Genomic DNA, 22801 nt, shown 5'->3' on the forward strand with positions numbered 1-22801 from the left:
TTAGCCCATTTTGGGCAGGCTGCTGCGCTCGTAGAAAGCGGGGGGCTGGATACCCAACTCACGCAGATACACATAAGCCTGACCCTGGTGATGGACCTCGTTGTCGATCAGATAGAGAACGCTAGTCAGCGGTGACATCCGTCCGAAGGGGGTATCGACCGGCGTGGTCCAGATCTCATTGGTCACTTCAGGTACAGTGGCCTCCAGCGCCGGAGTCTGACGGTCCCACCAGGCCAGGATCTCGGCCTTGCTGGGCAGCTCTGCGGGGCGTGCACTCTCGTCCCAATTGGGTTTTCCGGTCCGGAACCAGTCCAGCTGGTAATCCACCATCCCTGCTAGTTCGCAGGCCATCTCCCTGAAGGGGCGCATCTCCAGAGCGTGATGCTGGGCAAGGGCCTCTTCTGGGAAAGCTTCGATAACGCGGCGGGTCAGTTCACGGTGCCCCTGCCAGTGGGCGAGCAACTCGGTAGGGGTCAAGATGGCTTGTTGGTTGCTCATAAGTCTTCCTCCAGTTCATTCCAGGGTTTCCAGATAGGGTTGTCGTCTACGGTGTGGCTGAACTCCCGTAGAGTGGCAAGGATTTGGCCCCGGTGGTGGCTGTCGTGGATGGCGATATGGGTCAGCATCAGCCCTGGGTGCGAGCCGTATGCCCCCTGAAAACTGCTCCCCTGCTGCACTTGCTCCCAGACAGCTGCTAGGGCCGCGACTTCGCCCTTCTCAAGTGCCTGAGCTATGTCCTGAACAGTTTTGGTGTCCAGACCGTCCAGCTGCGGCGCGAACTCAGGGGACAGCTCTGATACCCAGCCTTGACGGAAGTTCACCAGATGGCGGAGATGCTCACCCACGCTCCAACCCCCACCACAGCTTTGCAACGTCAAATCCTCATCGTTGATCGCATCCAGTAAAGCCCGATTTACTGCTGTGTTGCGTCTCAGCAGGTCTTCCGGCCAGTTCAGTTCGGTCATATTTTCTCCTTGTCTCTACGCTAACGCCATAAGCCGTCAGGACCTGTCGTCCTTTCTCGCTAACCTGTGGATATGACCTATGACCCCACCATGCGCTTGCTCACGGTGCTGAATCTGCTTCATGGGCGCGGGGCGGTGTCCGGGACGGAGCTGGCCAGGCGGCTGGAAGTCAGTCCCCGCACCGTGCAGCGTTATGTGGCCCGGTTGCAGGACCTGGGTTTCCCGGTCACCAGTACCCGTGGGCGCGGGGCAAGCTACAGCCTGCGGGCTGCCGAGCTCCCGCCACTGACCTTCAGCCGTGAAGAAGCGGTGGCCCTTGGTGTGGGCCTGGGATCACTCGGTCTGCTGGGCCTGGCTGAGCTGGCTCCAGCCGCCGCGTCTGCACGCGCCAAACTAAGACAGGTACTACCTACCGAGGCGGCAGGTCAACTCTCAACTCTGGAACAGCACGCAGGAATCGGGGCAGCTGCATATACTGTGCAGCTGGATGAAGGGGTCTGGGCCGCCATCGTCGAGGCTCTGAGTCAAGGTTGCCTCCTGGAGATGTCCTACCTGAACGCTGCGGCTGAGCGCTCACGGCGCAGACTCAGACCTTATGGAACAGCCTTTTATCAGGGCCGCTGGTATCTGGTCGGCTGGTGCGAAAAACGGGAAGAAGAGCGCTGTTTCCGGATCGACCGGATTGAAAAGGCGGACCCTACCTCGGACACCTTTACTGCACCCAGCGACTTTGATGTCCTGGCCTACGTTCAGCGGATGATGCCACACCTTCCGGCTCCTTTTGAAGTCAGCGTCTGGTTGGCACTACCGGCGCCGCAGGTGCGCCTGGAAGGCGAACTGGGCTGGCGCACCGACCTGAGCGACGAGGCAGGGGGTACGCGCCTGCGCTGCTTACGTTCAGAGCGGCGCGAGCTGAGGATGCTGGCCGCCGGGCTCCTGACCATTGACGCTGAAATCAAGGTGGACGGGCCGCCCGAGCTGCAAGAGGAGCTGAGTCAGGCCGCCGCCAGAGCAGGTCAGTGGGCTACACAAGGTACAGATAATCCAGGCTTGACTCGGCCCCTGGGGCCAGGCTGAAACTCAAATGGTCTTCGGCAGAGAAGCGTCTGAAGACAGCCCATCCTTATGAATAAAGACCACTCACCATCAGAACTGCTCAGCCTGGGCGACTTTTCACGCCATTCAAGGCTCAGCCGCAAAGCCCTGCGCCTCTACGATTCGCTGGAACTGCTCCCACCTGCCCTGGTGGATGGCAGCAGCGGATACCGTTATTACTACCCGGCTCAACTGGAACGTGCCCGCCTGATTGCCAGACTCAGGCAACTGAACCTGCCGCTGGCCGAGATTCGGGAGCTGCTGGACACGCCACCTGACATACAGGCCGAGCGTCTCGGTGAACTCTGGGCGCGTGAACAGCAAGCTTTCCTTGAGCGCGATGCGCTGGCGCAGTTTCTGATGGACACCCTTCGTGGAGATACCGCTATGACCTATGACATTCAAGTCCGTGCTGTTCCTGCTCAGCAACTCCTGACCGTCACCCGCAAAGTGCTGGCCCCCGAATTGCCTGGGGTGATTGACGAAGGGTTCAGCCTACTCCACCGCCACTTCAGTGAAAGCGGAGCTGAGCCTACGGGAGCACCGCTGGTGATTTATCACGGCGAAGTCAACACCGACAGTGACGGCCCGGTCGAGATCTGCTGGCCTTATCAGGGCGACTTGCCCCCGCATGCTGACTTCACCCAGCGGATAGAGCCTGCCCATACCGAGGCCTACGTGACCCTGACCCGCGCCCAGTTTCAATTTCCGGAGATTCTTCAGGCTTACGCTGCCGTACAGGCGTACGCAGAGAAACATGGTGAGCGCAGCCCGCTGGATACCCGTGAGGTGTACCCGACCTATCTGGGTAAGAATTGGTGTGACTTGCAGCCGAATGACCTAGCGGGGGAAGTGACCTGGCCGTTCGTTCCTAGAGGGTGAGAGCCTTTCCAAATTGAGGTGCTCGTGGGCTGTTCCGCAGAATTCACTGGCACCTGATCCACATCCACATGCTGTCTCCAAAGTTGACAGGCTTGAGACTTGGGGTTAGTGCAGTTTTGAGTCGGTGCAGTTAAGCCTCACCATAGGAGGCAAGCCCATGACCACCAGAAAGACTTACACCGCCGAATTCAAGCGTCAGGCCATCGAACTCGCTGCACGCGAGGATGTCGGCCCAATCCGGGCTGCACGTGACCTCGGAATCAGCACCTCTGTACTCTACCGCTGGAGAGTCCAAGCTCAGAAGGCTGGGACAGCCGCATTTCCAGGTCAGGGTCGGGTGACCCTGACCCCACAGGAGCAGGAAATTCAGAGGCTGCGGAAAGAGAACGAGATTCTGCGTCAGGAGCGTGAAATCCTAAAAAAAGCAGCAGCCTTCTTTGCCAAAGAAAATCTCTGAGGTTCGCGTTCATCGCTGCGCACCTCAAGGAATTTCGCCTTGACATTGTGTGCAGAGTGTTGCATGTGACACCCAGTGGGTTCAGGAACTGGCGGAGAAGGCTGGCTTCAACGAGGAAAATCCAGGATGAACGCCTTAAACTCCTGATTGAGGACATTTACGAGCAGCATAAGGGGCGCTCCGGAGCGCCCCGGATTCAGGCTGAACTGGCAGCCAAGGGTCATCACCACAGTGTCAGGCGAATTGCTCGTCTGATGCGTGACCTTGGCCTTTACGGTAAAACTCGTCGCAAGTTCGTCAAAACCACAGACAGCAAGCATGTCCTTCCAGTGGCTCCAAACCTGCTGGACAGAAATTTTACGCCTGAGACCCCGAATTCCACCTGGGCTAGCGATATCACCTACATCCCCACAAAAGAAGGCTGGCTGTACCTGGCCGTGACGATGGATTTATTTGCTAGAACGATTGTGGGCTGGTCAATGGACAGCACCATGGCCACAGAATTGCCATTGATTGCGCTGAATATGGCGGTGAGCAGGCGGAATCCGCCTGCGGGTCTCATTCACCACAGCGACCGGGGAAGCCAGTACGCCAGCCAGATGTTTCAAACCGCGCTTCGGAAACATGAGATGCGGTGCAGCATGAGTCGAAAGGGGGATTGTTGGGATAACGCCGTGGTTGAAAGCTTTTTCGAGACCATAAAGCGTGAGCTGGTGGATGGCTGCGTGTATCGCAGTCATGAGGAGGCAAAGAAAGCCATTTTTGAGTACATGGAGGTGTACTACAACCGCAAACGGCGGCATTCGAGCCTGGGGTACTTGACGCCCCTAGAAGCCGAGTGCCAAGCTACAGCTGCTTAACCTGAGCGACTCAAAATCGAGTCAACCCCATCCAGAACTTGCCCGCCTTGGATCTCATTCCCGCGGAGCCGAACGATATGACGATACTGGCCCGCCTCGCCGCCAAGACCAGCAATTCTTTCGCAGCCATGATGCAGTCGGCTGTAGAGCAGCTGACTCGGCAACAAGAGAGCAAGCCGCTGCCAGCGCCCGTCTATCTTCCGATCGGAATGTACATCACACGCTGCCCGGACATGAACGGTCATATGCTGACTTTGAGCTTCACCCAACCGGACATCTTCTATCCCAAAGACCAGGTGCTCGGCATCGACTGGGGCCTGACCTATCTGCTTTCGGTCGCACCCACAGATGACATCAACGAGGTTCAGTACTTTACGCTTCCCCCAGCGGCACTGGATTGGATCAAGCGAACGCCTGTGAGCGACGGTGCAGAGTGGCAGATCATACGTGCCTTCACCGCTAAACGGCTGGAGCCTGCGCTGGCCTACATCGTGCAGCACGGAGCGGTGGTGCGTTCCGAGAACATCAAGACCAAGCATATGGATCAAGGCATCTCTGCGAAACTGCAGAAACTGGGCCTGATCGATTTCCAGCGGGCCATCTTGCCGCAGGCCATCTATACCTCAGGTGGGCGCTCGGAGCGCATTGCACCTGTCGGCACTTCCGTCACCTGCCACAAATGTGCTCAAGTGGGTGAGCGCTCAGGAACAACGCTCACCTGCCCACAGCACGGCGATGTGAATGCCGACGGCAACGCCGCCATCTGGATGCTGCGTGGTGGCGTCGCTTCAGGTTGCTGATGAAATCGGGGATTCCAGACCGTCCGCCGGGCAACAAGTGACTCAGCCAGCGCAGCGTGCCAAGCCTGAAGGTCAGAAACGTCAAGTCGCGGCGGTGGAGCAGCGTAAAGGCGCTTGTAAAGCGAATCCAGCGCCTGAGTGGTTACACTCACCTGCTCAGCGGTATAGCTGCGGCCATCCGGAGCCTCATCCCCCATATTGGGCAGGTACCGTAATCCCCTTTAAACGCTGGGTAGCGACCACCTGCTCACGCAGGAACTGCTCATGAGCAACTTTATGTGCCTTGCGCTCCCTACGCTGGAGCACCAGCCTCAGCTTGGCCTGTTGCCCTGACTACCCCTCAAAACGCGGGACAAGCCGCGCTAGACGGTTCCAATTTTCAGGGCTTGGGTGGCTGAGCAAATCTCGCAACTCGTCCAACCCCAATCGAAACAAACTTTTGCTGGCGTAGCCATGCGCTTTCTGGCGCATGGCCTTCCTCGTCTCCACGCTGCCTTCAAGCAGTAGAACCGCACCTGTCTGAAGACACCAGATGAAGCTGATGGCGATCACCATCAGCAGCGTTGACACCCGCTCGGCCTGGGTCAATCCGGTCGCTTCCAAATCAAAGCCTCTGGTTTTCAGCGCAGCGTGGAGGTTTTCGCACTGCCAACGCAGTGCGTACTTCCGCAAATTCTGATCTGCTCTGCCCTTGTAGGCCAGGTACAGCATCTCCGTCTTCGAAACCTTCAGTGCCAGAACACGGTAGTGGTACGCGAAATCCTTCCACATCAGCCCCACTTTTTATTGATGACGACGTAAGTATGGGCTGATAGGCTGGGGGCGTGGCTGAATGGCATCCTTCCAAGTACTCCCGAGTCCAGCTCGAAGAACGTCGGCTGGCTGCCACCCCTTGGCTTCAAAAGGGCAAGCATTCACACCAGGAGATCGCCCAGCACTTCGGCGTCTCCGTGCACACCGTCAGCAACTGGAAGAAACAGCTGAAGCGTACTGGCACTCTCCAGGCGACGGTGACGACCGGACGCCCCTCCCGACTCACGCCCACCCAGCTTGAGCACCTTCGCACCCTCCTGTGGGAGGGTGCTTTGCAGCACGGCTTCCCCGATGAAACATGGAGCACTAGGCGGGTGACGGACCTGATCGGGCGGCAGTTCGACGTGTGGTACCACCACGACCACGTCCGCAGAATCCTTCGTCAGCTGGGCTTTACACCCCAGATGCCGAATGGGCGGGCCGCTGAGCGCAACGAACTCCGGATCGCATACTGGCGGGAACAGGTCGCACCGGAGTTGGGAAAAAAAAGTTGCTGAAGGCGCAACGCTCGTCTACCTGGATGAGGTCGGCTTCTCGCTGAAAGGCGTACGAAGGCGAACGTGGTCACCCAGGGGCGTCACGCCCCTGGTCACGCTCAGAGCAAACTGGGAGAAGCTCTCCACGATCGGGGCCATCACCTCGGACGGGAGATTCTTCCAGCACACCAAATCCGGGGCGATTCGCAGTGCAGACGTCACCCGGTTCTTTCGACATCTGCTGCGCCATGTTCAGGGGGAGATCGTGGTCGTGCTGGACAACGCGCGCATTCACCAGTCTAAGGTGACCCAAGCGTTCGTGGGTTTCCACGAACGCCTGTCGCTGGTGTTTTTGCCCCCGTACGCTCCAGAGTTGAACCCGATTGAACTGGTGTGGGCGTACGTCAAACGCAATGTGCTGGGGAACTTCTGTGCCCGCTCGGTCTCCACCTTAAAGGCAAAACTCGTGGTCGCCTGGCAGCGGATCCGGTACCTCGACCTGCCTCGCCGACTCATGGGTTCTAACTTATGCCGGTATCAATAGGAGGGTGGGGCACACTGGAGGGAAGATATGGGAAAACAGCGCAAAACTTGGTCACCTGAACTCAAGGAACAGATTGTTCTGGCTGTCCTGAGCGGGGAACACACCATCGCAGAAGCCGCTCGTGAGTACGAGGTCAGCGAGAGTTTGATTCATACCTGGCGGGCCCAGTTTCTAGAGGCGGGCCGTGCCCGCCTCCAGGGAGCCAGGCCGGATGCGGCTCAAAAGAAGCTGAAGAAGGAAGTCCAGCAGCTTAAAGCCATCATTGCCGACAAAGAATTGTCGCTCTATATCGCAAAAAAAATCCGGGGTCTCTGAGCATAGATGGGCTCTTGGCGTGTTACCAGGAGCTGCTCAGAGACCACCCGAAGCTCAGCCTCAGTCAATTTGCGGCTGAGGTTGAGCTTCCATATCATGTCCTGCGTGATACCCGGCAGAACGCAGAGCGTTCTGCACAGCGGACGGAGCGACGTCAGCACGTCCTGGAAGAGGTACGGCTGAAAGCCCTTGAAGAGCCACTCAGCGGCTACCGTCTGATTTATCAGGCCCTACAACAAGATGTTCTGCGGCCTGCTCCGGGCCTCCATACTGTTCGTCGCTGCATGGTGGAGTTGAAGGTGCAGCGCCCAGTTCCCAGAAAGAAGCGCCGTCCATCGGCATGCCCTACCTCTATCGTTCTCTGGCCAGCGGGCCGCCGAGTTCAGGTCGATGCCATACGGCTCAGCTTGCCGGACGGGATCTGCTGGGCTTATGTCGTCCTGGACGTAGAAAGTCGCGCACTACTGCACATTGAAGTGGTCCGGAATCTCTCTGCCAGCAGCGCGGTCACCGCGCTGCAACGAGGAGTCCATGTGCTGCACCATCTCGGCATAGACGAGCAGCTCCTGATCATGACCGATGGTGGCTCAGATTTTACGTCTGGCGCATTCCAGGCGGCCTGTCAGGAGCCGGGCAACTGGGTACGGGCCAAGGTCTCACAGAAGCGAGGAATGGGCATCCTGGAAAGGCTCAACCGGACCTTCAAATATGACGGCGTCTTCCGGGAAGAATTGACGAATATTGCCCAGCTTCGTGCGTTCAGCACGAAGTTTAAAAACTGGTACAACTCCGGGAGAAGGCATTCCAGTCTAGGGTACGCCTACCCCTGGGTTAAACTGCTGGAAGCTACGGAATCTTCGAACGTGGCCTGAAGGATTTTCCGTACCACTACCCAGGGGTCTTTAAGCCTGGAAGAGCTTCTCAGCTTGTACGAGCAAGTGCGTAAAGACCATCCCCATCTCAGCCTATCCAGCTTCGCCCGCGAAGCTGATATCCCTGTCTGGCGGCTTCGTGATGCCCGTCAGCAGGAAAAGCACCGTGTCGAACGTGAGAAACGGAGATGTGCAAGGCAGGAACGTATTCGGGAGATGGCTTTGCATTACCCGACCTGTGGTTACAGGCGCATCCACCATCTTCTTCGACAGGAAGCTAAAAAGACAGGACAAACCTGTCCAGGACGACATGAAGTACGTCTGACGTTGGTTGAACTTCAACTTAGCCCTCCTGCAGCTAAGAAGGCAAGACGACGGGTGCCTGGTGTCGTGCCGGCCACTTTTGGCCTATGGGTAGACGGGTTCAAATCGATGCCACTCGCTTTGCTTTACGAGATGGGATTTCCTGGGCATATATCGTTCTGGACGTGGAAACTCGAGCTGTGCTGAATGTCTACGTGGTGCGCTCGTTATCGGCCAGCAGCGCGGTCACCGCGCTGCGAGGAGGAGTTGAGAAACTGAAGAAACTGGGAATCGAGGAATCGCTGGTCGTGATGTCGGATGGTGGCTCGGACTTCACGTCCCACGAGTTCAAAGCGGCCTGTGAGGAGGTAGGTACCTGGGTCAGGGCGAAGGTATCGCAGCTGGGTGGAATGTGCATCCTGGAGCGGGTCAACCGCACTTTGAAGTACGAGTTCATTTTCAGGGAGGAACCGCAGACGAAAGCGGAACTCAGCGCGTTATGCGCTGAATTCCGCACCTGGTACAACATCGTTCGGCCTCATTCAGCCTTGGGGTATGGCTATCCCTGGGCTAAACTGCTGGAAGTGGCCGAGTCTCTTAAAGCCGCTTGAAGGATTTTCTGGAGCACTACCTTCCGCCCAGAGAGGCGATCTGAAAGAAGTCCTGTACGAGAAGATCTCTCTTGTCCAGCACCTCTTTTGGATATAAGACCGTATCCATTCATTGTAAAATGGCCTGGACTCATAACTTGCACCTTGCATAGCTGAGCGAATAGCCGTGCTGGAGAAGAAATTCTCGTTCTTTTTGGAGCTGACTCAGAAGATGGTTGAGCCTGACTACGGGGAACAGGGTGTAGAGGGCCAGGCGTGCCGCCTCTTTCAAGGTCATCCCTTCTGAGCGATGCAGTATGGTCAGGGTGAAGGCCAGGAAGACCATCAGAATCCAGCGGTCCAGACCCCTGGCAGTTCGCAGCGCGAACTGCGCCAACCCAAACTGGTGCTTACCTTCCTTGAAAAAGGACTCCAATGTCCAGCGCCGCCCACCCTCAGCGATGATCTCATCCCCCTCCAACAGTTCAGACGACACCGCGAAGAATTCCCGGTCCCCACGGTCTACTCTCCCCAGAGACAGCGTTTCCAGAGACCAGTTGGCCAAGTTGACATAGCCTCCATGCGGACAGTCCGCCACCGTCACCCGCCCAGGATGGTCCGTGCGCCGGTTGCTCCTCACACCCACCACGAACTCGAAATCGAGGTGCCGCACGCCTTCCAGAAAAACAGCGGCTTCAAAGCCGCTGTCCGCTAGGACACGTACCCGGAAACGTTTCTTGATGAAGTCCGGCACCTCTTCCAGTAGGTCGAGCGCCAGAGTGACGGGCGTGCTGGTGTGCTTGCCCTGGTACACCCGGTAGGAAATGGGGAACTTCAGTTCCTCATACTCGGCAAACAGGACGACCAGATGGATACCGTGCCTGCCATTGTAGACGCTGACATAGGGCAGCTGAGTCCCCACCTTTTCCAACGTGGTCAGATCCACACTGAGCCGCAGACGAGGTCTGCGTTTGTGGCGAGCCGCATCCAGCAAGATGCGCCAATGGAAGTCCTGCATTTCGTCCCAGCAACGGTCTGAATCCCAGCCGTAGACATTGAAAAAGCGACTCAGTGCACTGGGACTGACTCCTTCAGCTTGGCTGAATTTGATCTTCTGGCCTGGACTGTGGAAAAGGTGCAGCGAAGCCTCCAGGCTTCGCCGTTGGTACAGCGTCTCTGGAATGTCCAGAATCCGCTGTGAGAGAATATGGGCGCGCTCCCCTGAAACCTGTTTGTGCACACTTCCAGATGTTCAGCTCTGGGAGCGCTTTTTGTCTACGTATTCAGGTGCAAGTTCTGAGCTGGATTCACAGCCACCGGCCTCTCAATGCTATTGGCAAGCAGATTATTCGACACAATCAAAACACTGAAGGATGGCAGCCGTCTGCTTAAATATTTCTACGTTGGCTTGACATTTCTTCGTGATCTAGTGAATTACCCCTAGCTTTAAATGGGCCGCTAAATATACTGCAAACTGCAGACCCCCATAAGGAGGCCTGCACTTTGCCAAACCGAACTTAGCGGCGGTTGTTAGGGTTGTTGACGTTAGTCGGGTTGGTGTGAGTGGTATGGGTGGTGGTGTGGGTAGGGACGGTGTGAACCACATGGTCAGGCTCACGGCGACGACCAGCCAGTCCAGCCAGACCCAGCAGACCCAGCAGACCCCAAGGGAAGGTAAGGTTGGTCTCTTCACGCTCAACCGTAGTGGTGGTATCGGGCGCGGTCGTGGTGTTGGTCACGGGCTCCGTGGTGGTCGTGGTGTCGGTGGTGGTGGTAGAGGTGGTGTCAGTCTGAGCGGACACGGGAGCAGCAGCCAGGGTGGTGAGCAGCAACAGGTAAGCAACTTTTTTCATGATGATCTCCTTGAAAAATCAGATGGCACAATCTTCGGCACTTAAGCCAAGGGAAGCCCTGAAAGGCGGTTACTTCGTCTCCGAAGAACAGACTTACGCTATTACACGGCTCAGACTCAGTTCTGAAGTAAAAGGGGAAAATCTTTCAGAAATTCTACACATGGCCCAACGAAGACCTTTACAAAACGTCAGTTATGTGACATTTTCGTCTTCTCTGGAGCTTTCAGAATTGTTCTATCCGTTTGCCGCATTGCTCAACAGTCGGGCTTTACCCCTTCCCTGCCCGTACGGTAAGGTACAGCTATGACTAGGAATGATTCTCAACAAGGCCAGAATCCACAGCTGACTACCCGCCAGGGTCATCCAGTTCACGACAACCAGAACAGCCGCACCATCGGTAGCCGTGGCCCAATGACGCTGGAAAACTATCAGTTCATTGAGAAGCTGAGCCACTTTGACCGTGAGCGCGTACCTGAGCGTGTCGTCCATGCCCGTGGTGCTGGAGCACACGGCGTCTTCCGCGCAACCGGCAAGGTAGGCGACGAGCCCATCAGCCGTTACACCCGTGCCAAGCTTTTTCAGGAAGAGGGCAAAGAAACTCCAGTGTTCGTCCGTTTCTCCACTGTGGGGCACGGCACGCATTCACCGGAAACGCTGCGTGACCCACGTGGTTTCGCTGTTAAGTTCTATACCGAAGACGGCAACTGGGACATGGTGGGCAACAACCTCAAGGTGTTCTTTATTCGTGACGCCCTGAAATTCCCAGACCTGATCCACAGCCAGAAGCCCTCCCCTACCACCAACATCCAGAGCCAGGAACGGATCTTCGATTTCTTTGCCGGCACGCCTGAAGCCATGCATATGATCACCCTGCTGTATTCCCCCTGGGGAATCCCTGCCACCTACCGCCACATGCAGGGCAGCGGTGTGAACACTTACAAGTGGTACAACGCCCAGGGCGAAGGCGTACTGGTCAAATACCACTGGGAACCCAAGCAGGGCATTCGCAACCTGACCCAGGACGAAGCCGACCGGATTCAGGCCACCAATTTCAACCATGCCAGCCAGGATCTGCATGACGCCATTGAGCGCGGTGACTACCCTGAATGGGACCTGTACGTGCAAATCATGGAAGACCATGACCACCCCGAGTTGGACTTCGATCCGCTGGACGACACCAAGGTCTGGCCCACCGATCAGTTCCCTTTCCGCCATGTCGGTACCATGACCCTGAACCGCAACCCCGAGAATGTCTTTGCTGAAACCGAGCAAGCCTGTTTCGGTACAGGTGTGCTGGTGGATGGCCTGGACTTCAGCGACGACAAGATGCTGCAGGGACGTACCTTCAGCTACTCGGACACCCAGCGCTACCGGGTCGGGTCCAACTACCTGCAGTTGCCGATCAACCGTCCCAAGTGCCAGGTGGCGAGCAATCAGCGTGACGGTCAGATGGCCTACTATGTGGACACCTTCGATGGACAGGACGCCCGCGTCAATTACGAGCCCAGCGTGTTGAGCGGCCCAAAAGAAGCTCCCCGTGAGCACAACCCTCACACTCCTTATGTCGAAGGCAAACTGGTCCGCGAAGCCATCGAAAGAGCCAACAACTTCGGACAGGCTGGCCAGCAATACCGCGAATTCGCTGACTGGGAGCGTGACGAGCTGATCAACAATCTCTCAGGCGCTCTGGCGGGAGTCGATTCACGCATTCAGCAGAAAATGCTGGAGTACTTCTATGCCTGTGATGAGGATTACGGCAGACGTGTCGAAGAAAGCATCCAGGCCAAAGAAAGCCAGCTGCAAGAAGTTGCCCCTGCGCCGTATGGACGCGAAACCAGCAGCAAGCAAGGCCCCGATATCAAGCAGTCCGCCGACTGAGCAATCAGCAATCTCAATTCAACTTTCACCGTGAAAGTCGCCCGAATGATTGGGCGACTTTCTTGTGCTGCGCTGTCTCGAACTGAGAGAGAAGCTCAGCGCACGATAGGTGGCACATCTGGATTGATCTTCCAACGGCTCCCCTGAGCCCCTGGACTTTCAAGGAGAAAGTTTTGAGCCTGCAGGTACTCCATCACTGCGGCTGTCTGGCTGAGCAAAAGCCGTTGCCTGGGGCCGATAACGTCGGGAAACAGTAAACGGTAAAGTTCGAAGATGGTCAGATCAGGGGTCTGCTCCGCTTGATGATAAATCCTCTGGGCTTTCTCAGTCAGCTTCTGGCGCACTTCGGAGATGCGGGCAGACATATCTCCCACTGCCAGTCCGTGTCCAGGTACAGCCAAGGCGACATCACGCTCAGCACTGATACGGGCCAACCCGATCAGATAAGGACGAATACCGAGGCCTGGCTTCAGTCGCTCAGGCCACAGGGGTGGAAGGCTACCAGGGAGCAGATGATCTGCTGTAAGCAGCAAGTCATCTACCCGAATACAGATCTGGTCGGAGGCATGCCCTGGAACATGAATGGCGCGCCAGCGGCCATCAATCAATTCACCATGATCCAGATATTCATCGGCGGCCAGGGCTGCTGGCAACATGGGCCTTGCCTGCTGTCTGGCCTCTTGCCGGGCGACAGCCTGCGGCACACCCATCCAAGTCAGCATCTCGGTCATCTGGTGTTGCGAGCGTTCCTGCTCACGCTTGGGGTGCTCCAAGACTGCTTGCGCCCCTTGATGAGCACTGATCGGCGCAGGACAGATATCGCGCCATAAGCCCATTCCGCTCACGTGATCCGGATGGGCATGGGTCAAGATCACACGGTTCAGGCGATCAGGATAGACCTGCTCACCATACCGCTCACGCAATGTGTCGAAGCCACCCACAATCTGCTGATGACAGGCGGGGCGCTCACTCCCGAAATCCACCAGCGCAGTGTAGTCGGGATGTTCTGGGGAACCGCATACCAGCACCAGAACATTGACGCTCAAAGCGCGGAAAGCATCTACTTCCATGGCATAGACGCGGTTACCTTTCTCCGTATGGTACTGGGTGATTCGGGCAGGAGAAAGTGTTTCAGTCATGGGCAGGAGGATAGCAAGCCTGCCGCATGTACAGTGACATCCAGCAGAGGGACGGTGAGAAAATTTGGGCTTTGAGAGAGGTGACGTCAGACTCCGGAGACATGCTACTTTCACGTTGAAAGTCGGGGCGCAGATTTCGTAAATCTTCTTGCCTTCTGTACCTCCGAGGAAAGGAAGCACAAGTGAAAATTCTCAGTTTCTGGAACGAGGCGGGTGGCGCGACCAAAACGACGATGGTGGCCGAGCTGGGTTACCTGTTGTCGGCCCGCACCCGCAAAGGTGGTCAGCCCAACCGCGTGCTCCTCATTGACCTTGACCCTCAGCGCAGTCTGACTCGCCGCATGGGACTTCTCGATGACCCGGAGAGTCGTGCTCACCGCCTGGGATCAACTCTGAACATCATTTTGCAAGAGGCTGAAAACGATTTTCCTGAACCCTTTCGGCCAGAGCGGATGCCTGCGCTATCGGTGATCCCAGCGCACCAGCAGTTGCGTTCGCTGGACAATATTCTGATGACCGACGATTCCCTCCTCATCGGCCTGCGTGACGCCCTGAAACGCCTGGAAGACGAGTACGATTACATCCTGATCGATACTCCACCCAGCAATGGCGGCCTGACCCGCGCCGCCCTGGTTGCCTCGGACGCTGCAGTGATTCCTATGCCCACGCACATCAAGTCTGTAGAAAACATCGAAAACGTGACGCAAGTGTTGGCTCAGTGCCGGCGTCTGAATCCCGATCTACGAATCGCATCATTTATTCCTACGGTCTACAACAAGCAGCGAACCCAGGACCGTGAAATCTACGAGATGATCAGTAACCAACTGACTGACCTGGGACCAGTATCACCCCCTGTCACGGAGCGACCTGCCATCTTTCGGGATGTGCTCCCTGCCCGTGGAGCAGTGGCCTTAGATCAGCCGAACAATCCCGCAACTGCCGAACTCAAGGCCGTTTTGGATCACCTGCTGGAGGTGATCTGATGGCCAAAAAGGTCAGTGCAGCTTCTCGCATCAACCTCAGCCGCGCTGTAGAGAACTATCAGCGTGAAGGCATCAGTCAGATTGAACTGGATCAGATTGTGGTGATGCCAGGCCATAATCCCCGCGGGTACGCTACTGGGGACAACGCTTTTAGCGGTCCTGGCTTTGATGCGCTGGTTGCCAGCATCCAGTCGTTTGGCGATGTTTTTCAACCCATTTTGTTACGGCCTAAGGCGAGCAGTAATCTCTACGAACTGGTGGCTGGAGAACGGCGCTGGCGGGCAGCTAAGGCGGCTGGATTAACCCATATCAGCGCCTTGGTCAGAGAACTGGACGATGATCAGATTGTCCGGATCGCCCGACAGGAAAATGAGCTACGCGAAGCTGTCAGCCAAATCGACCTCTTGTTCGCCTCCTTAGACCAACTCGCCAGGCGTTTGAATGTTCCCTTACGGCAGCTTCGGACGGTACTGATCCGTGCGCGTGATGGGGGAGAGGCATTCCCCGAAAATTCGCCAGAAGCGCAAGTTAGAGATCTGATCGCTGTTCTGGGGCTTCCAAGCCTTGCCACCCTGGTCCGATCATCGCGCTTGCTAAATCTCACTGCCGATGAGCGCCAGGCCATGCGTGAAGGCCTCAGTCAACAAGCGGCTTTAGCCTTGCTGGATCTAGGGGAGGATCCCCTGCGACCTCAATTGCTAGTCCAGGCCTTACGTGAAGGCTGGAGCGCGGCTCAACTGCGGCGCGAAATTCAGCAGCTACGTGAGAATCAATCGCCTACCATCAAACAAGTAGCACAGCGCGTGAAAAATGGCCTAGGAGAGCGCCGATTAGCGCAGCTTCCCGAAGTCAAACGCAAAAAAGTTGAGCAACTTCTGCTGAAGCTGGACGAACTGCTGGCTCAAGATTCCCATTCTCCTTGAAGCCCTCAGACCAAAAATAAGGGCCCACTAAATGTCCCTTCGAGGAAAAACCCCCTTTAGGGCTTGCTATGGCCTTCTCGTGTCTTACAGCGCCAGGAAAGGCCATAGCAAGCTTTGATGCTCTGTGCTAATCACCGTAGGCGTAGCGTAGCTCATGCGCGAAGTCAGCCAGGCGCAGTTCCGATGCGGCACGTGTCACGGCGCGGTAGACCTCGTACGGTTCGACTTGTTCACTGGTCATAGCGCTTAGAAGTGTTTTGAGGGTGCGCTCAGACACCTCGCGGCCTACGAACATTCGGACCTGGGTCAGTGCTCTGGCAGCCTGCTCTGAGTGATCCAGCAACCTGAATTCTTCTTGTAGGCGGTGATTCAGCTGAGCCTCTTCAGCCTCCATGCGCTTGGCAACTGTGGCGGCCTGCAAATTTGCTTCTGATCGCTGCGGCTCAACTTGGTACCCTTCGGGATCAGCGTACTTACCGCCCTGATCCCGGATGATATCTACCAGCAGGGCACTTTTCTTGCGGGCCTGATACCCGCTCTTGAGCATCGCTTCAAACTTTTCCAGCCGCTGAGTCACCAGTGACTCACCAAATTCGGAAACCAAATTGCGTGCTACTGTCGGGGCAACCCCATAGCGCCGAAGCGCATCCGTAACTGGCGCGTCTGGAACAACCTCAATCACAGGCTCTGGTGCAGGCGTGGTTGCAGGCAAATCACCGAAAGTGTAGATGATAACGGTGTCTGCGCGGCTCCCTTCGTACTCCACTGAGGTCAGATATCCACGCTCTACCAGCTCCTTGTGAGCACTTTCGAGATTGCGCTTGATGCGTGCAGGTACTGTTTCACGTAACTTGCATTCCCGTGCCCATTGCTGCAGGTTGATTCGGAATTCAGCGGCAGCTTCAGCAGTCATGCTGGGTTGATAACGATGTGCATCCAGGACTCGGTAAAGGCTGCGGGTCAAAGAACGTTTCAGGCTAAGCACAAAGCTCATGTCCAATGGCTTGAGGTATTTCTCGCGGATACTTTCCACCACTGGGCGGGCCAGTTGGATTTTAAGCGTGGTCCCACTGCCAAAGCCTAGTCCATCCTGTGTCTCAGCAGTAATGCGCTCGATGATGTTGAATTTCACGGTGGTCCAACGCTGCCGCTTGTGATCGCGCCAGGACTCGCTGGCTGTGTAGGTTGCGGCCTTAAGGCGGTCCAAACTCTCTTGTAAGGACTGGTAGTACTGGCCTGAATCTGGGAATCCTGCCCGCTGCAACATCTGGTAGGCCGTGGTGTGCACAATGCCAGATTCAGGTGCTCCTTGCTCCAGGTACATAACATTCAGGATGGTGGCGAAATCTCCATCCAGACCGTGCGGGACACCGCCATACTCGCCTGGGGAAATACAAGTCAAGCGTGAGGGTCGATCATCTACCAGAAATTCGATGTCCCAGCGGGTGTAGTCTTCTGGAATTCGCTCCTGCACGCAAATCAGCCCTAGACGAGCAGAATTGGCCTCGTCAAAGCGGTCTAGCTGAGACGGCGGTGTGGGCGTAACTGACTTTTGCTTTTGTGAGCGTGCCAGGGACCTGTCTCCTCAATAGCACTATACCGAAACCATTCCGGGGAAGATGCTGAAATGCTCCGTAGCTGTTAGCGTGCTTTCACCTGATTGATGATCTTTGATTCTTTTAAAAGATATATATGATGATCATCATCAAGGGCCCTGAGGCAAACTGCGTGCTAGACAGCATTCATGTATCAAGCATGCCGAGTAAATCGGGTGGAATTACAAAAAACATGCCGAGTAAATCGGGTCAACATGCCGAGTAAATCGGGTGGAATTACAAAAACATGCCGAGTAAATCGGGTCAACATGCCGAGTAAATCGGGCCTACACCTGTGGATAACTCTTCAGGACATGCCGAGTAAATCGGGTGGAATTACAAAAACATACCGAGTAAATCGGGTGGGAGTTAAAGGCCCACTACCGATTTACTCGGCAACTTTAGAGCAAACATGCCGAGTAAATCGGGTCAACATGCCGAGTAAATCGGGTGTGATGGGCTGGCCACTACCGATTTACTCGGTATGTTTGGAATGATCATTTCAAAACTCCTGCTGAGCCGATTTTCTGTGTTTGGAAAGGAATTTTTCGGCAGTCAACGTATCTGAGCAGGGCCAAACTACATTTGTAATTCATATCACAACATGCCAAGTAAATCGGTAGCGGCAGAAAACGGCAATACATTACATGTTAATGGTAATTTGGATTACTCTGGAGTCCTGTCCTCATAGTTCATTTCTGGAAGGTCTAGACTGTCCCTACAGTGATTCACGACGTCGATGTCTTCAAAATTGGGCCACAGGGCGAGGTCATGTTGCATGCCATAGATGCCTGTGTGCATTGTGGCTTTTGCCTGCCAGCTTGCCCGACCTATGCCTTGCTGGGGGACGAGATGGATAGCCCACGGGGGCGCATTGTCCTTATGAAAGATGTCCTAGAGGGAGAACTCTCCTTGCATGACGCTGCCCCACATTTGGACCGTTGCCTGGGATGTCAGGGGTGCGTTACTGCCTGTCCGAGTGGGGTGGCTTATGGTGAATTGATCACCAGTTTCCGGGGATGGAGTGAGCCACAGCGTCAGCGCGGGCTACTACTGGAAGCGCGCCGCGCCGCTATTTTGCGTGTGCTGCCATCCCCAGCCGTGTTTCAAGCGGCAGCAACTCTGGGGCAGGTTGCCAAACCGTTGGCCCCGGTCATGCCCAAACTATTGCGGCCCGCTTTGGATTTGTTGCCGAACCGTGTGCCACGGCGTAACCGGCTGCGTGCCTTTTATCCGGCCCAGGGGCTCAAACGGGGCCGGATCGCACTGCTGGCAGGATGCGCTCAGCAAGTTCTGGCCCCCAACTTCAATGAAGCCACCATCCGCGTGTTGACCCTGAACGGTTATGAAGTTGCGGTGCCACCTGAGCAGGGCTGTTGTGGAGCAGCGGCTCTGCACACTGGGGATCGTCCCTTGGCGCTGGGACAAGTTCGGCGCAACCTGGCCGCTTTTGAACCACAGGAGTACGACGCCATCATCAGCAATGCAGCGGGTTGTGGGGCAGGCCTTAAAGAGTATCCAGCTGTACTGCATGGCCTACCAGATCAGCCGCAGGCAGAGGCACTGGCAGCCAAGGTGCAAGACATTGCGGAATTCCTGGGCGGCCTGCTGGACCGTGGAGAACTACGGCCAGCGCTTCCGGCTACGCGTCCGCTACGGATCGCCTACCATGACGCCTGCCACCTCGCGCACGCTCAGGGAATCCGCCGTGAGCCACGTGAACTCCTGCGCTGGATCAGTGGAGTAGAGGTACTGGAAGTGCCGAGAGGTGAGCTCTGCTGTGGATCGGCAGGGACCTACAACATCGAGCAACCTGAGTTGGCGGACCAACTGGGTGAACTTAAGGCAACCAGCATCCTGTCTACCCAACCGGATCTGATCGTGTCAGGCAATATCGGCTGCCACACGCAAATCACCACGCATGTGGGCCGTCAGGGGGGGGCAGCGCGGGTCATGCATACCATTGAAGTGCTGGATCTGGCTTACCGGGGCGAACTATGACCTCGCCATTCGCTGCGCTGCAACGCCAACTGGGACCGGGCAAAGTTCTACTGAGTCCTGCTGAACGTGGCAATTACCGCTTCGATGGCATTCAGTTTGGGGTGCGCCCGTTGGCAGTGGTCCTGCCCGAAACCGTTGAGGATGTGGTGGCCGCCGTGCGGGCCGCTAAAGCGGCCGGGATACCCGTGGTAGGCCGGGGAGCAGCCAGCGGCCTGAGTGGTGGAGCCGTGCCACTTCAGCCCAGCTTGGTCGTCAGTTTTACCCGCATGACCGGGCTGACCATTCATCCAGAGCGTCGCGAAGCGGTGGCGCAGGCGGGAGTGGTCACGCTGAGCATTTCGGATGCAGCCCGGCCTCATGGCTTGGTGTATCCACCTGATCCGGCCTCTTTCCGTACCAGTACGATCGGTGGGAATCTGGGCGAGAATGCTGGTGGTCCACTGTGCTTTAAGTACGGCGTGACTGGTGACTATGTGCTGGGCGTGGAGATGGTGGATACGGACGGCGAGGTTCACCGTCTTGGCCGCGATGCATATGACCTGACCGGGTTACTGATCGGCTCGGAAGGCACCCTGGGCCTGATGACCGAGGCAACGGTGCGCTTGGTTCCTCCCGCCAAGTATTCCCGGACCCTGCAGGCCAGTTTCACGTCTGTAGAGGCCTGTGCAGCGGCCGTCAGTGCCGCTGTGTCTGCTGGAGCAGTACCGGCCAAGATGGAATTTATGGACGGGGCCTGTATTGGCGCGGTAGAAGATTACTTGGGATTGGGTCTCCCGCGAGAAGCAGCCGCACTCATGCTGGTCGACACCGATGGCGATGATCCTGCACAGGTCGAAGCCGAGATGCAGCTGGTCGAAGCGGCTTTTCTGGCTGCTGGTGGTCAGGTGCGCCGTGCTGAAACTGAAACTGAGGCAGCCGCGCTCTGGCAAGCTCGCCGCTCGGTTTCCCCCGCGCTGGGCCGGATTCGCCCGCTGCGGATGAACGAAGATATCGCTGTGCCGCGCTCCCGGCTGCCACAGGTGGTGGCTGAAATTCGGGCATTGGGCGAGGAATATGGGTTGCCACTGGTCCAGTTCGGGCACATTGGGGATGGCAACCTACACCCCAACATTCTGTATGACCCACGGAGCGATGACCCGGCGCAGGTTCATGAACTGGCGCACCGCATTGCGCTGGTGGCCTTGCAGCATGGCGGCGTGCTGAGTGGTGAACATGGCATCGGTTCTATGAAGCGGGAATTCATGGCGGATGCCGTGGACCCGGTGACCGCAGAAGCTTACTGGGCAGTCAAAGACGCTCTGGACCCGGACGGACGCCTAAACCCCGATAAGCTGCTGCCGCCGCGTCCTACCCACTTGGAGGACTCCCATGTCCATTCTTGATCTGAATCTGGGTGACCAGACCGTGACTCTGAGCGCGGATACTTCCTGTGCTGAGCTGTATGATGCCCTGCCTGCGGGGTTGCTGCCGCCTGTTCCACCCCTGGAATTGCCAGGTGGAGTAGGGGAGACGGTCAGTCGGGGTGGCTTTGGGCAGACTTTCTTCTTCCCGGCAGATGTTCTGGGCCTGACGTTCATGTCCCCAGCGGGGCGGCGGGTACAGGCTGGTGGACGTACGGTCAAGAACGTCCAAGGGTATGATCTGACGCGACTTTTCGTGGGAAGTTTCGGCGTCCTGGGTCAGGCTGAGCAGGTCACACTGCGGCTGCGGCCCGGCCAATGGTTCCAGTGGACAGCGGACAGAGACGCGTTTCCTACCGATCTTCCGTCTACCGTGCGGTTCGCCTGGCTGGAACAGGCTTCATCAAGTGCGCGGCTGCGCCTGCTGCTCAGCCGACCTGATCCAATTCATTTCCCAGAGGCGCAGCCCTTTAAGAGAGTAGAAGACTGGCGGGGAGGTTTTCCAACGGGGATGGGTGTGGCTGTCTCTGGTCGTGCACAGGTCACGGACCGCCGTTTTGGTTGGGTAGATGGGACAGAGCGGCCTGCTGTCCCTCCTCTGTTTCAGCGCCTGGCCGACGCTCTTTAGCGGCCAGTACATCCACTCCCTAAAGTTCCGACCAGGCCCGCTTCATACCGCCTCTTCGCTTTGCCGTTTATGCTGAGGGTATGACTCTCAGCGACCACATTCGCCGCTCCATGGGAGATGAGCTGAAGCAGAGCCTCGCCGTCCTGGGCCGCCCCAGCGTTCAGACCTTTGAACTCTTTGAGCGCCGCGGTGGGGTCAACGAAGCCCTGATGTATGTGCTACTGGCAAGTATCGTCTCGGCCTTGGTCGCTGCTCTGATGGCTTTGATGCCCTGGCACGCCGACATTTCCCCCTGGACCCAGTTCGTGAACCGTTTGGTAGGTATTCCACTGCAGTTCGGCATTTTTACCGGGGTGGTTTATTGGGTGGGCAAGCAATTGTTTCGGGGCACCGGCACTTACTCCGAGGTCGCTTACACTTTTGCGCTCTTCTTCGTTCCACTCAGCCTGATCAGCTCGGCACTGGGCTGGATTCCAGTGGTGGGCTGGTTCATCGGCCTGGCGATCTCGCTGGCCATGATCTATTACGGCTATCTGGCCGTGCAGTCTTCCATGAATATTCGCCAGGGCAGCAATCCAGCTCTTACCTTGTTGGTGGCAGCCATCATTACCACTTTGCTTAACATGCTGCTCTTTGGGACATGGTGGCAGGGATTTTAAGCCGACCTTCTGAGCTTCACAGGGTAAATTGAGGACATGACTCAGCCTGTACAGCCCCACCTGGACGCCGTCAATACGTGGTTGGCCGAGCGGCCTACGGTGACCTTAAGCCAGGAAGAGCTTGGCCGCAGCGCCGTGGTCGTGGTGGATATCCTCAACGGCTTCACCCGTGAAGGACCGCTGGGGAGTCCACTGATTGGAGGCATCATTGCTCCCAGTGCCGAGCTTCTTGCTCAGGCCGTGGCAGCAGGCTTGCCACCGGAACGGGTCGCCCTGATGGCCGATGCACATCCCGCTGACGCTGAGGAGTTCCAGGCCTACCCACCACACTGCGTGGCTGGCACTTCTGAAGCGGAGTGGGTGCAGGAAATCCGTGAGTTGCCTCAGTTTGACCACTTCAAACACTTCACCAAGAACTCCATTGCCAGTCACCACACTCCAGATTTTGAGGCCTGGTTGCAAACCACTGCTCCCGACACCCTGGTGGTCATTGGCGATGTGACCGATTTGTGTCTCTACAGCCTGGGTCTACACTTGGTCACCCGCTCGCTTCATCATGGCTTGAGCCAGCGAATTCTGTTTCCGGCGAGTTGTGCCCAAACCTGGGATGCACCAGATCACCCAGCGGCGTTGTATCACCCACTGTTCCTGTATCAGTTGGCCCGCAATGGTGGCGAAGTGGTTTCTGAAGTGCGCTGGGGCTGATTTGAACCGCTGAATGATGGACATGTGAGGGCCAGGCTTAGCACGTTGTCACATTCTTCGGGATA

The 22801-nt window shown here is 56.9% G+C and carries 24 protein-coding genes and 1 pseudogene; 17 read left to right on the forward strand and 8 right to left on the reverse strand.

Annotated features, from left to right (window positions below):
- Together LMT64_RS11715 and LMT64_RS11720 are read right to left on the reverse strand one after the other, a co-directional pair.
- On the reverse strand, nucleotides 1-498 hold the full coding sequence (locus LMT64_RS11715) for a DinB family protein (RefSeq protein WP_126353551.1): 498 nt from the start codon (nucleotides 496-498) through the stop codon (nucleotides 1-3).
- A complete protein-coding gene (locus tag LMT64_RS11720; RefSeq protein ID WP_126353553.1) occupies nucleotides 495-965 on the reverse strand; it encodes a DinB family protein in 471 nt (156 codons plus the stop codon). Before LMT64_RS11720 ends, LMT64_RS11715 begins: the two co-directional genes overlap by 4 nt.
- A gap of 72 nt (nucleotides 966-1037) precedes the next feature.
- Between LMT64_RS11720 and LMT64_RS11725 the strand changes: the two genes are divergently transcribed.
- From LMT64_RS11725 to LMT64_RS11740, 4 genes are all read left to right on the forward strand, one after another.
- Nucleotides 1038-2042: a helix-turn-helix transcriptional regulator gene (locus LMT64_RS11725; RefSeq protein ID WP_126353555.1), complete on the forward strand. Its 1005-nt coding sequence runs from the start codon at nucleotides 1038-1040 to the stop codon at nucleotides 2040-2042.
- Between the two features lie 48 nt (nucleotides 2043-2090).
- Entirely contained in the window at nucleotides 2091-2942 is an 852-nt protein-coding gene (locus LMT64_RS11730; protein ID WP_126353557.1) for a MerR family transcriptional regulator, read from the forward strand.
- Nucleotides 2943-3099: 157 nt separating this feature from the next.
- A protein-coding gene (locus LMT64_RS11735) for an IS3 family transposase (protein ID WP_126353559.1) occupies nucleotides 3100-4259 on the forward strand; the annotation gives its coding sequence in 2 pieces (ribosomal slippage) (nucleotides 3100-3367 and nucleotides 3367-4259; 1161 coding nt in all).
- A gap of 77 nt (nucleotides 4260-4336) precedes the next feature.
- Nucleotides 4337-5059, forward strand: coding sequence for a zinc ribbon domain-containing protein (locus LMT64_RS11740; RefSeq protein ID WP_229253470.1), 723 nt, complete (start codon nucleotides 4337-4339; stop codon nucleotides 5057-5059).
- Nucleotides 5060-5392: 333 nt separating this feature from the next.
- Here the strand turns inward: LMT64_RS11740 and LMT64_RS11745 are convergent.
- Nucleotides 5393-5803 (reverse strand): annotated as a pseudogene (locus LMT64_RS11745) (IS4 family transposase); the annotation flags it as partial.
- Nucleotides 5804-5883: 80 nt separating this feature from the next.
- Here LMT64_RS11745 and LMT64_RS11750 point away from each other — a divergent pair.
- From LMT64_RS11750 to LMT64_RS11760, 3 genes are all read left to right on the forward strand, one after another.
- Nucleotides 5884-6892 (forward strand): IS630 family transposase gene (locus LMT64_RS11750; protein WP_211334211.1). Its coding sequence is split into 2 segments (ribosomal slippage): nucleotides 5884-6351 and nucleotides 6353-6892, totalling 1008 coding nucleotides; the frame shifts between segments, so codons are not numbered across the junction.
- A gap of 27 nt (nucleotides 6893-6919) precedes the next feature.
- Entirely contained in the window at nucleotides 6920-7207 is a 288-nt protein-coding gene (locus tag LMT64_RS11755) for a transposase (RefSeq protein WP_126352484.1), read from the forward strand.
- A 14-nt stretch (nucleotides 7208-7221) separates the two neighbouring features.
- Nucleotides 7222-8079, forward strand: coding sequence for an integrase core domain-containing protein (locus tag LMT64_RS11760; protein ID WP_229253471.1), 858 nt, complete (start codon nucleotides 7222-7224; stop codon nucleotides 8077-8079).
- A gap of 93 nt (nucleotides 8080-8172) precedes the next feature.
- Here the strand turns inward: LMT64_RS11760 and LMT64_RS11765 are convergent, their stop codons facing one another.
- Nucleotides 8173-8421 carry a hypothetical protein gene (locus LMT64_RS11765; protein ID WP_229253349.1) on the reverse strand — a complete coding sequence of 83 codons (249 nt, stop codon included), beginning with the start codon at nucleotides 8419-8421 and terminating at the stop codon, nucleotides 8173-8175.
- A gap of 68 nt (nucleotides 8422-8489) precedes the next feature.
- Between LMT64_RS11765 and LMT64_RS11770 the strand changes: the two genes are divergently transcribed.
- Nucleotides 8490-8993, forward strand: coding sequence for an integrase core domain-containing protein (locus LMT64_RS11770; RefSeq protein WP_229253359.1), 504 nt, complete (start codon nucleotides 8490-8492; stop codon nucleotides 8991-8993).
- Between the two features lie 130 nt (nucleotides 8994-9123).
- Here LMT64_RS11770 and LMT64_RS11775 read toward each other — a convergent pair whose 3' ends face one another.
- Together LMT64_RS11775 and LMT64_RS11780 are read right to left on the reverse strand one after the other, a co-directional pair.
- Nucleotides 9124-10212: a transposase gene (locus LMT64_RS11775; RefSeq protein ID WP_229253472.1), complete on the reverse strand. Its 1089-nt coding sequence runs from the start codon at nucleotides 10210-10212 to the stop codon at nucleotides 9124-9126.
- A gap of 277 nt (nucleotides 10213-10489) precedes the next feature.
- Nucleotides 10490-10825, reverse strand: coding sequence for a WGxxGxxG family protein (locus tag LMT64_RS11780; RefSeq protein ID WP_126351834.1), 336 nt, complete (start codon nucleotides 10823-10825; stop codon nucleotides 10490-10492).
- A gap of 10 nt (nucleotides 10826-10835) precedes the next feature.
- On the opposite strand from LMT64_RS11780, the gene LMT64_RS11785 reads away from it, so the two are divergent.
- Together LMT64_RS11785 and katA are read left to right on the forward strand one after the other, a co-directional pair.
- Nucleotides 10836-11132, forward strand: a complete 297-nt coding sequence (locus tag LMT64_RS11785) for a hypothetical protein (RefSeq protein ID WP_229253473.1) — start codon at nucleotides 10836-10838, stop codon at nucleotides 11130-11132.
- Nucleotides 11129-12703 (forward strand): catalase, encoded by a 1575-nt coding sequence (katA, locus tag LMT64_RS11790; RefSeq protein WP_126351832.1) that lies wholly within the window; start codon nucleotides 11129-11131, stop codon nucleotides 12701-12703. The genes LMT64_RS11785 and katA overlap by 4 nt, the downstream gene beginning before the upstream one ends.
- A 95-nt stretch (nucleotides 12704-12798) precedes the next feature.
- Here katA and LMT64_RS11795 read toward each other — a convergent pair whose 3' ends face one another.
- Complete coding sequence (locus tag LMT64_RS11795) at nucleotides 12799-13842, reverse strand: MBL fold metallo-hydrolase (protein WP_126351831.1); 1044 nt, start codon at nucleotides 13840-13842, stop codon at nucleotides 12799-12801.
- Nucleotides 13843-14024: 182 nt separating this feature from the next.
- Between LMT64_RS11795 and LMT64_RS11800 the strand changes: the two genes are divergently transcribed.
- Together LMT64_RS11800 and LMT64_RS11805 are read left to right on the forward strand one after the other, a co-directional pair.
- A complete protein-coding gene (locus LMT64_RS11800; protein WP_126351830.1) occupies nucleotides 14025-14825 on the forward strand; it encodes a ParA family protein in 801 nt (266 codons plus the stop codon).
- A complete protein-coding gene (locus LMT64_RS11805; RefSeq protein ID WP_126351829.1) occupies nucleotides 14825-15748 on the forward strand; it encodes a ParB/RepB/Spo0J family partition protein in 924 nt (307 codons plus the stop codon). Before LMT64_RS11800 ends, LMT64_RS11805 begins: the two co-directional genes overlap by 1 nt.
- 127 nt (nucleotides 15749-15875) lie before the next feature.
- Here the strand turns inward: LMT64_RS11805 and LMT64_RS11810 are convergent, their stop codons facing one another.
- A complete protein-coding gene (locus LMT64_RS11810; RefSeq protein ID WP_126351828.1) occupies nucleotides 15876-17321 on the reverse strand; it encodes a replication initiator protein A in 1446 nt (481 codons plus the stop codon).
- 793 nt (nucleotides 17322-18114) lie between these two features.
- On the opposite strand from LMT64_RS11810, the gene glcF reads away from it, so the two are divergent.
- From glcF to LMT64_RS11835, 5 genes are all read left to right on the forward strand, one after another.
- Complete coding sequence (glcF, locus tag LMT64_RS11815; RefSeq protein ID WP_126351846.1) at nucleotides 18115-19344, forward strand: glycolate oxidase subunit GlcF; 1230 nt, start codon at nucleotides 18115-18117, stop codon at nucleotides 19342-19344.
- Nucleotides 19341-20726 carry an FAD-binding oxidoreductase gene (locus LMT64_RS11820; RefSeq protein ID WP_126351827.1) on the forward strand — a complete coding sequence of 462 codons (1386 nt, stop codon included), beginning with the start codon at nucleotides 19341-19343 and terminating at the stop codon, nucleotides 20724-20726. Before glcF ends, LMT64_RS11820 begins: the two co-directional genes overlap by 4 nt.
- A complete protein-coding gene (locus LMT64_RS11825; protein ID WP_126351826.1) occupies nucleotides 20713-21372 on the forward strand; it encodes an FAD-binding oxidoreductase in 660 nt (219 codons plus the stop codon). Before LMT64_RS11820 ends, LMT64_RS11825 begins: the two co-directional genes overlap by 14 nt.
- Before the next feature lie 80 nt (nucleotides 21373-21452).
- Complete coding sequence (locus tag LMT64_RS11830; protein WP_126351825.1) at nucleotides 21453-22031, forward strand: YIP1 family protein; 579 nt, start codon at nucleotides 21453-21455, stop codon at nucleotides 22029-22031.
- A gap of 36 nt (nucleotides 22032-22067) precedes the next feature.
- Nucleotides 22068-22736, forward strand: a complete 669-nt coding sequence (locus tag LMT64_RS11835; RefSeq protein WP_126351824.1) for a cysteine hydrolase family protein — start codon at nucleotides 22068-22070, stop codon at nucleotides 22734-22736.
- The last annotated feature ends 65 nt before the right edge of the window (nucleotides 22737-22801 follow it).

Origin of the sequence: Deinococcus radiophilus, assembly GCF_020889625.1 — a bacterium.
In the GTDB taxonomy this organism is placed as follows: Bacteria; Deinococcota; Deinococci; order Deinococcales; family Deinococcaceae; genus Deinococcus; species Deinococcus radiophilus.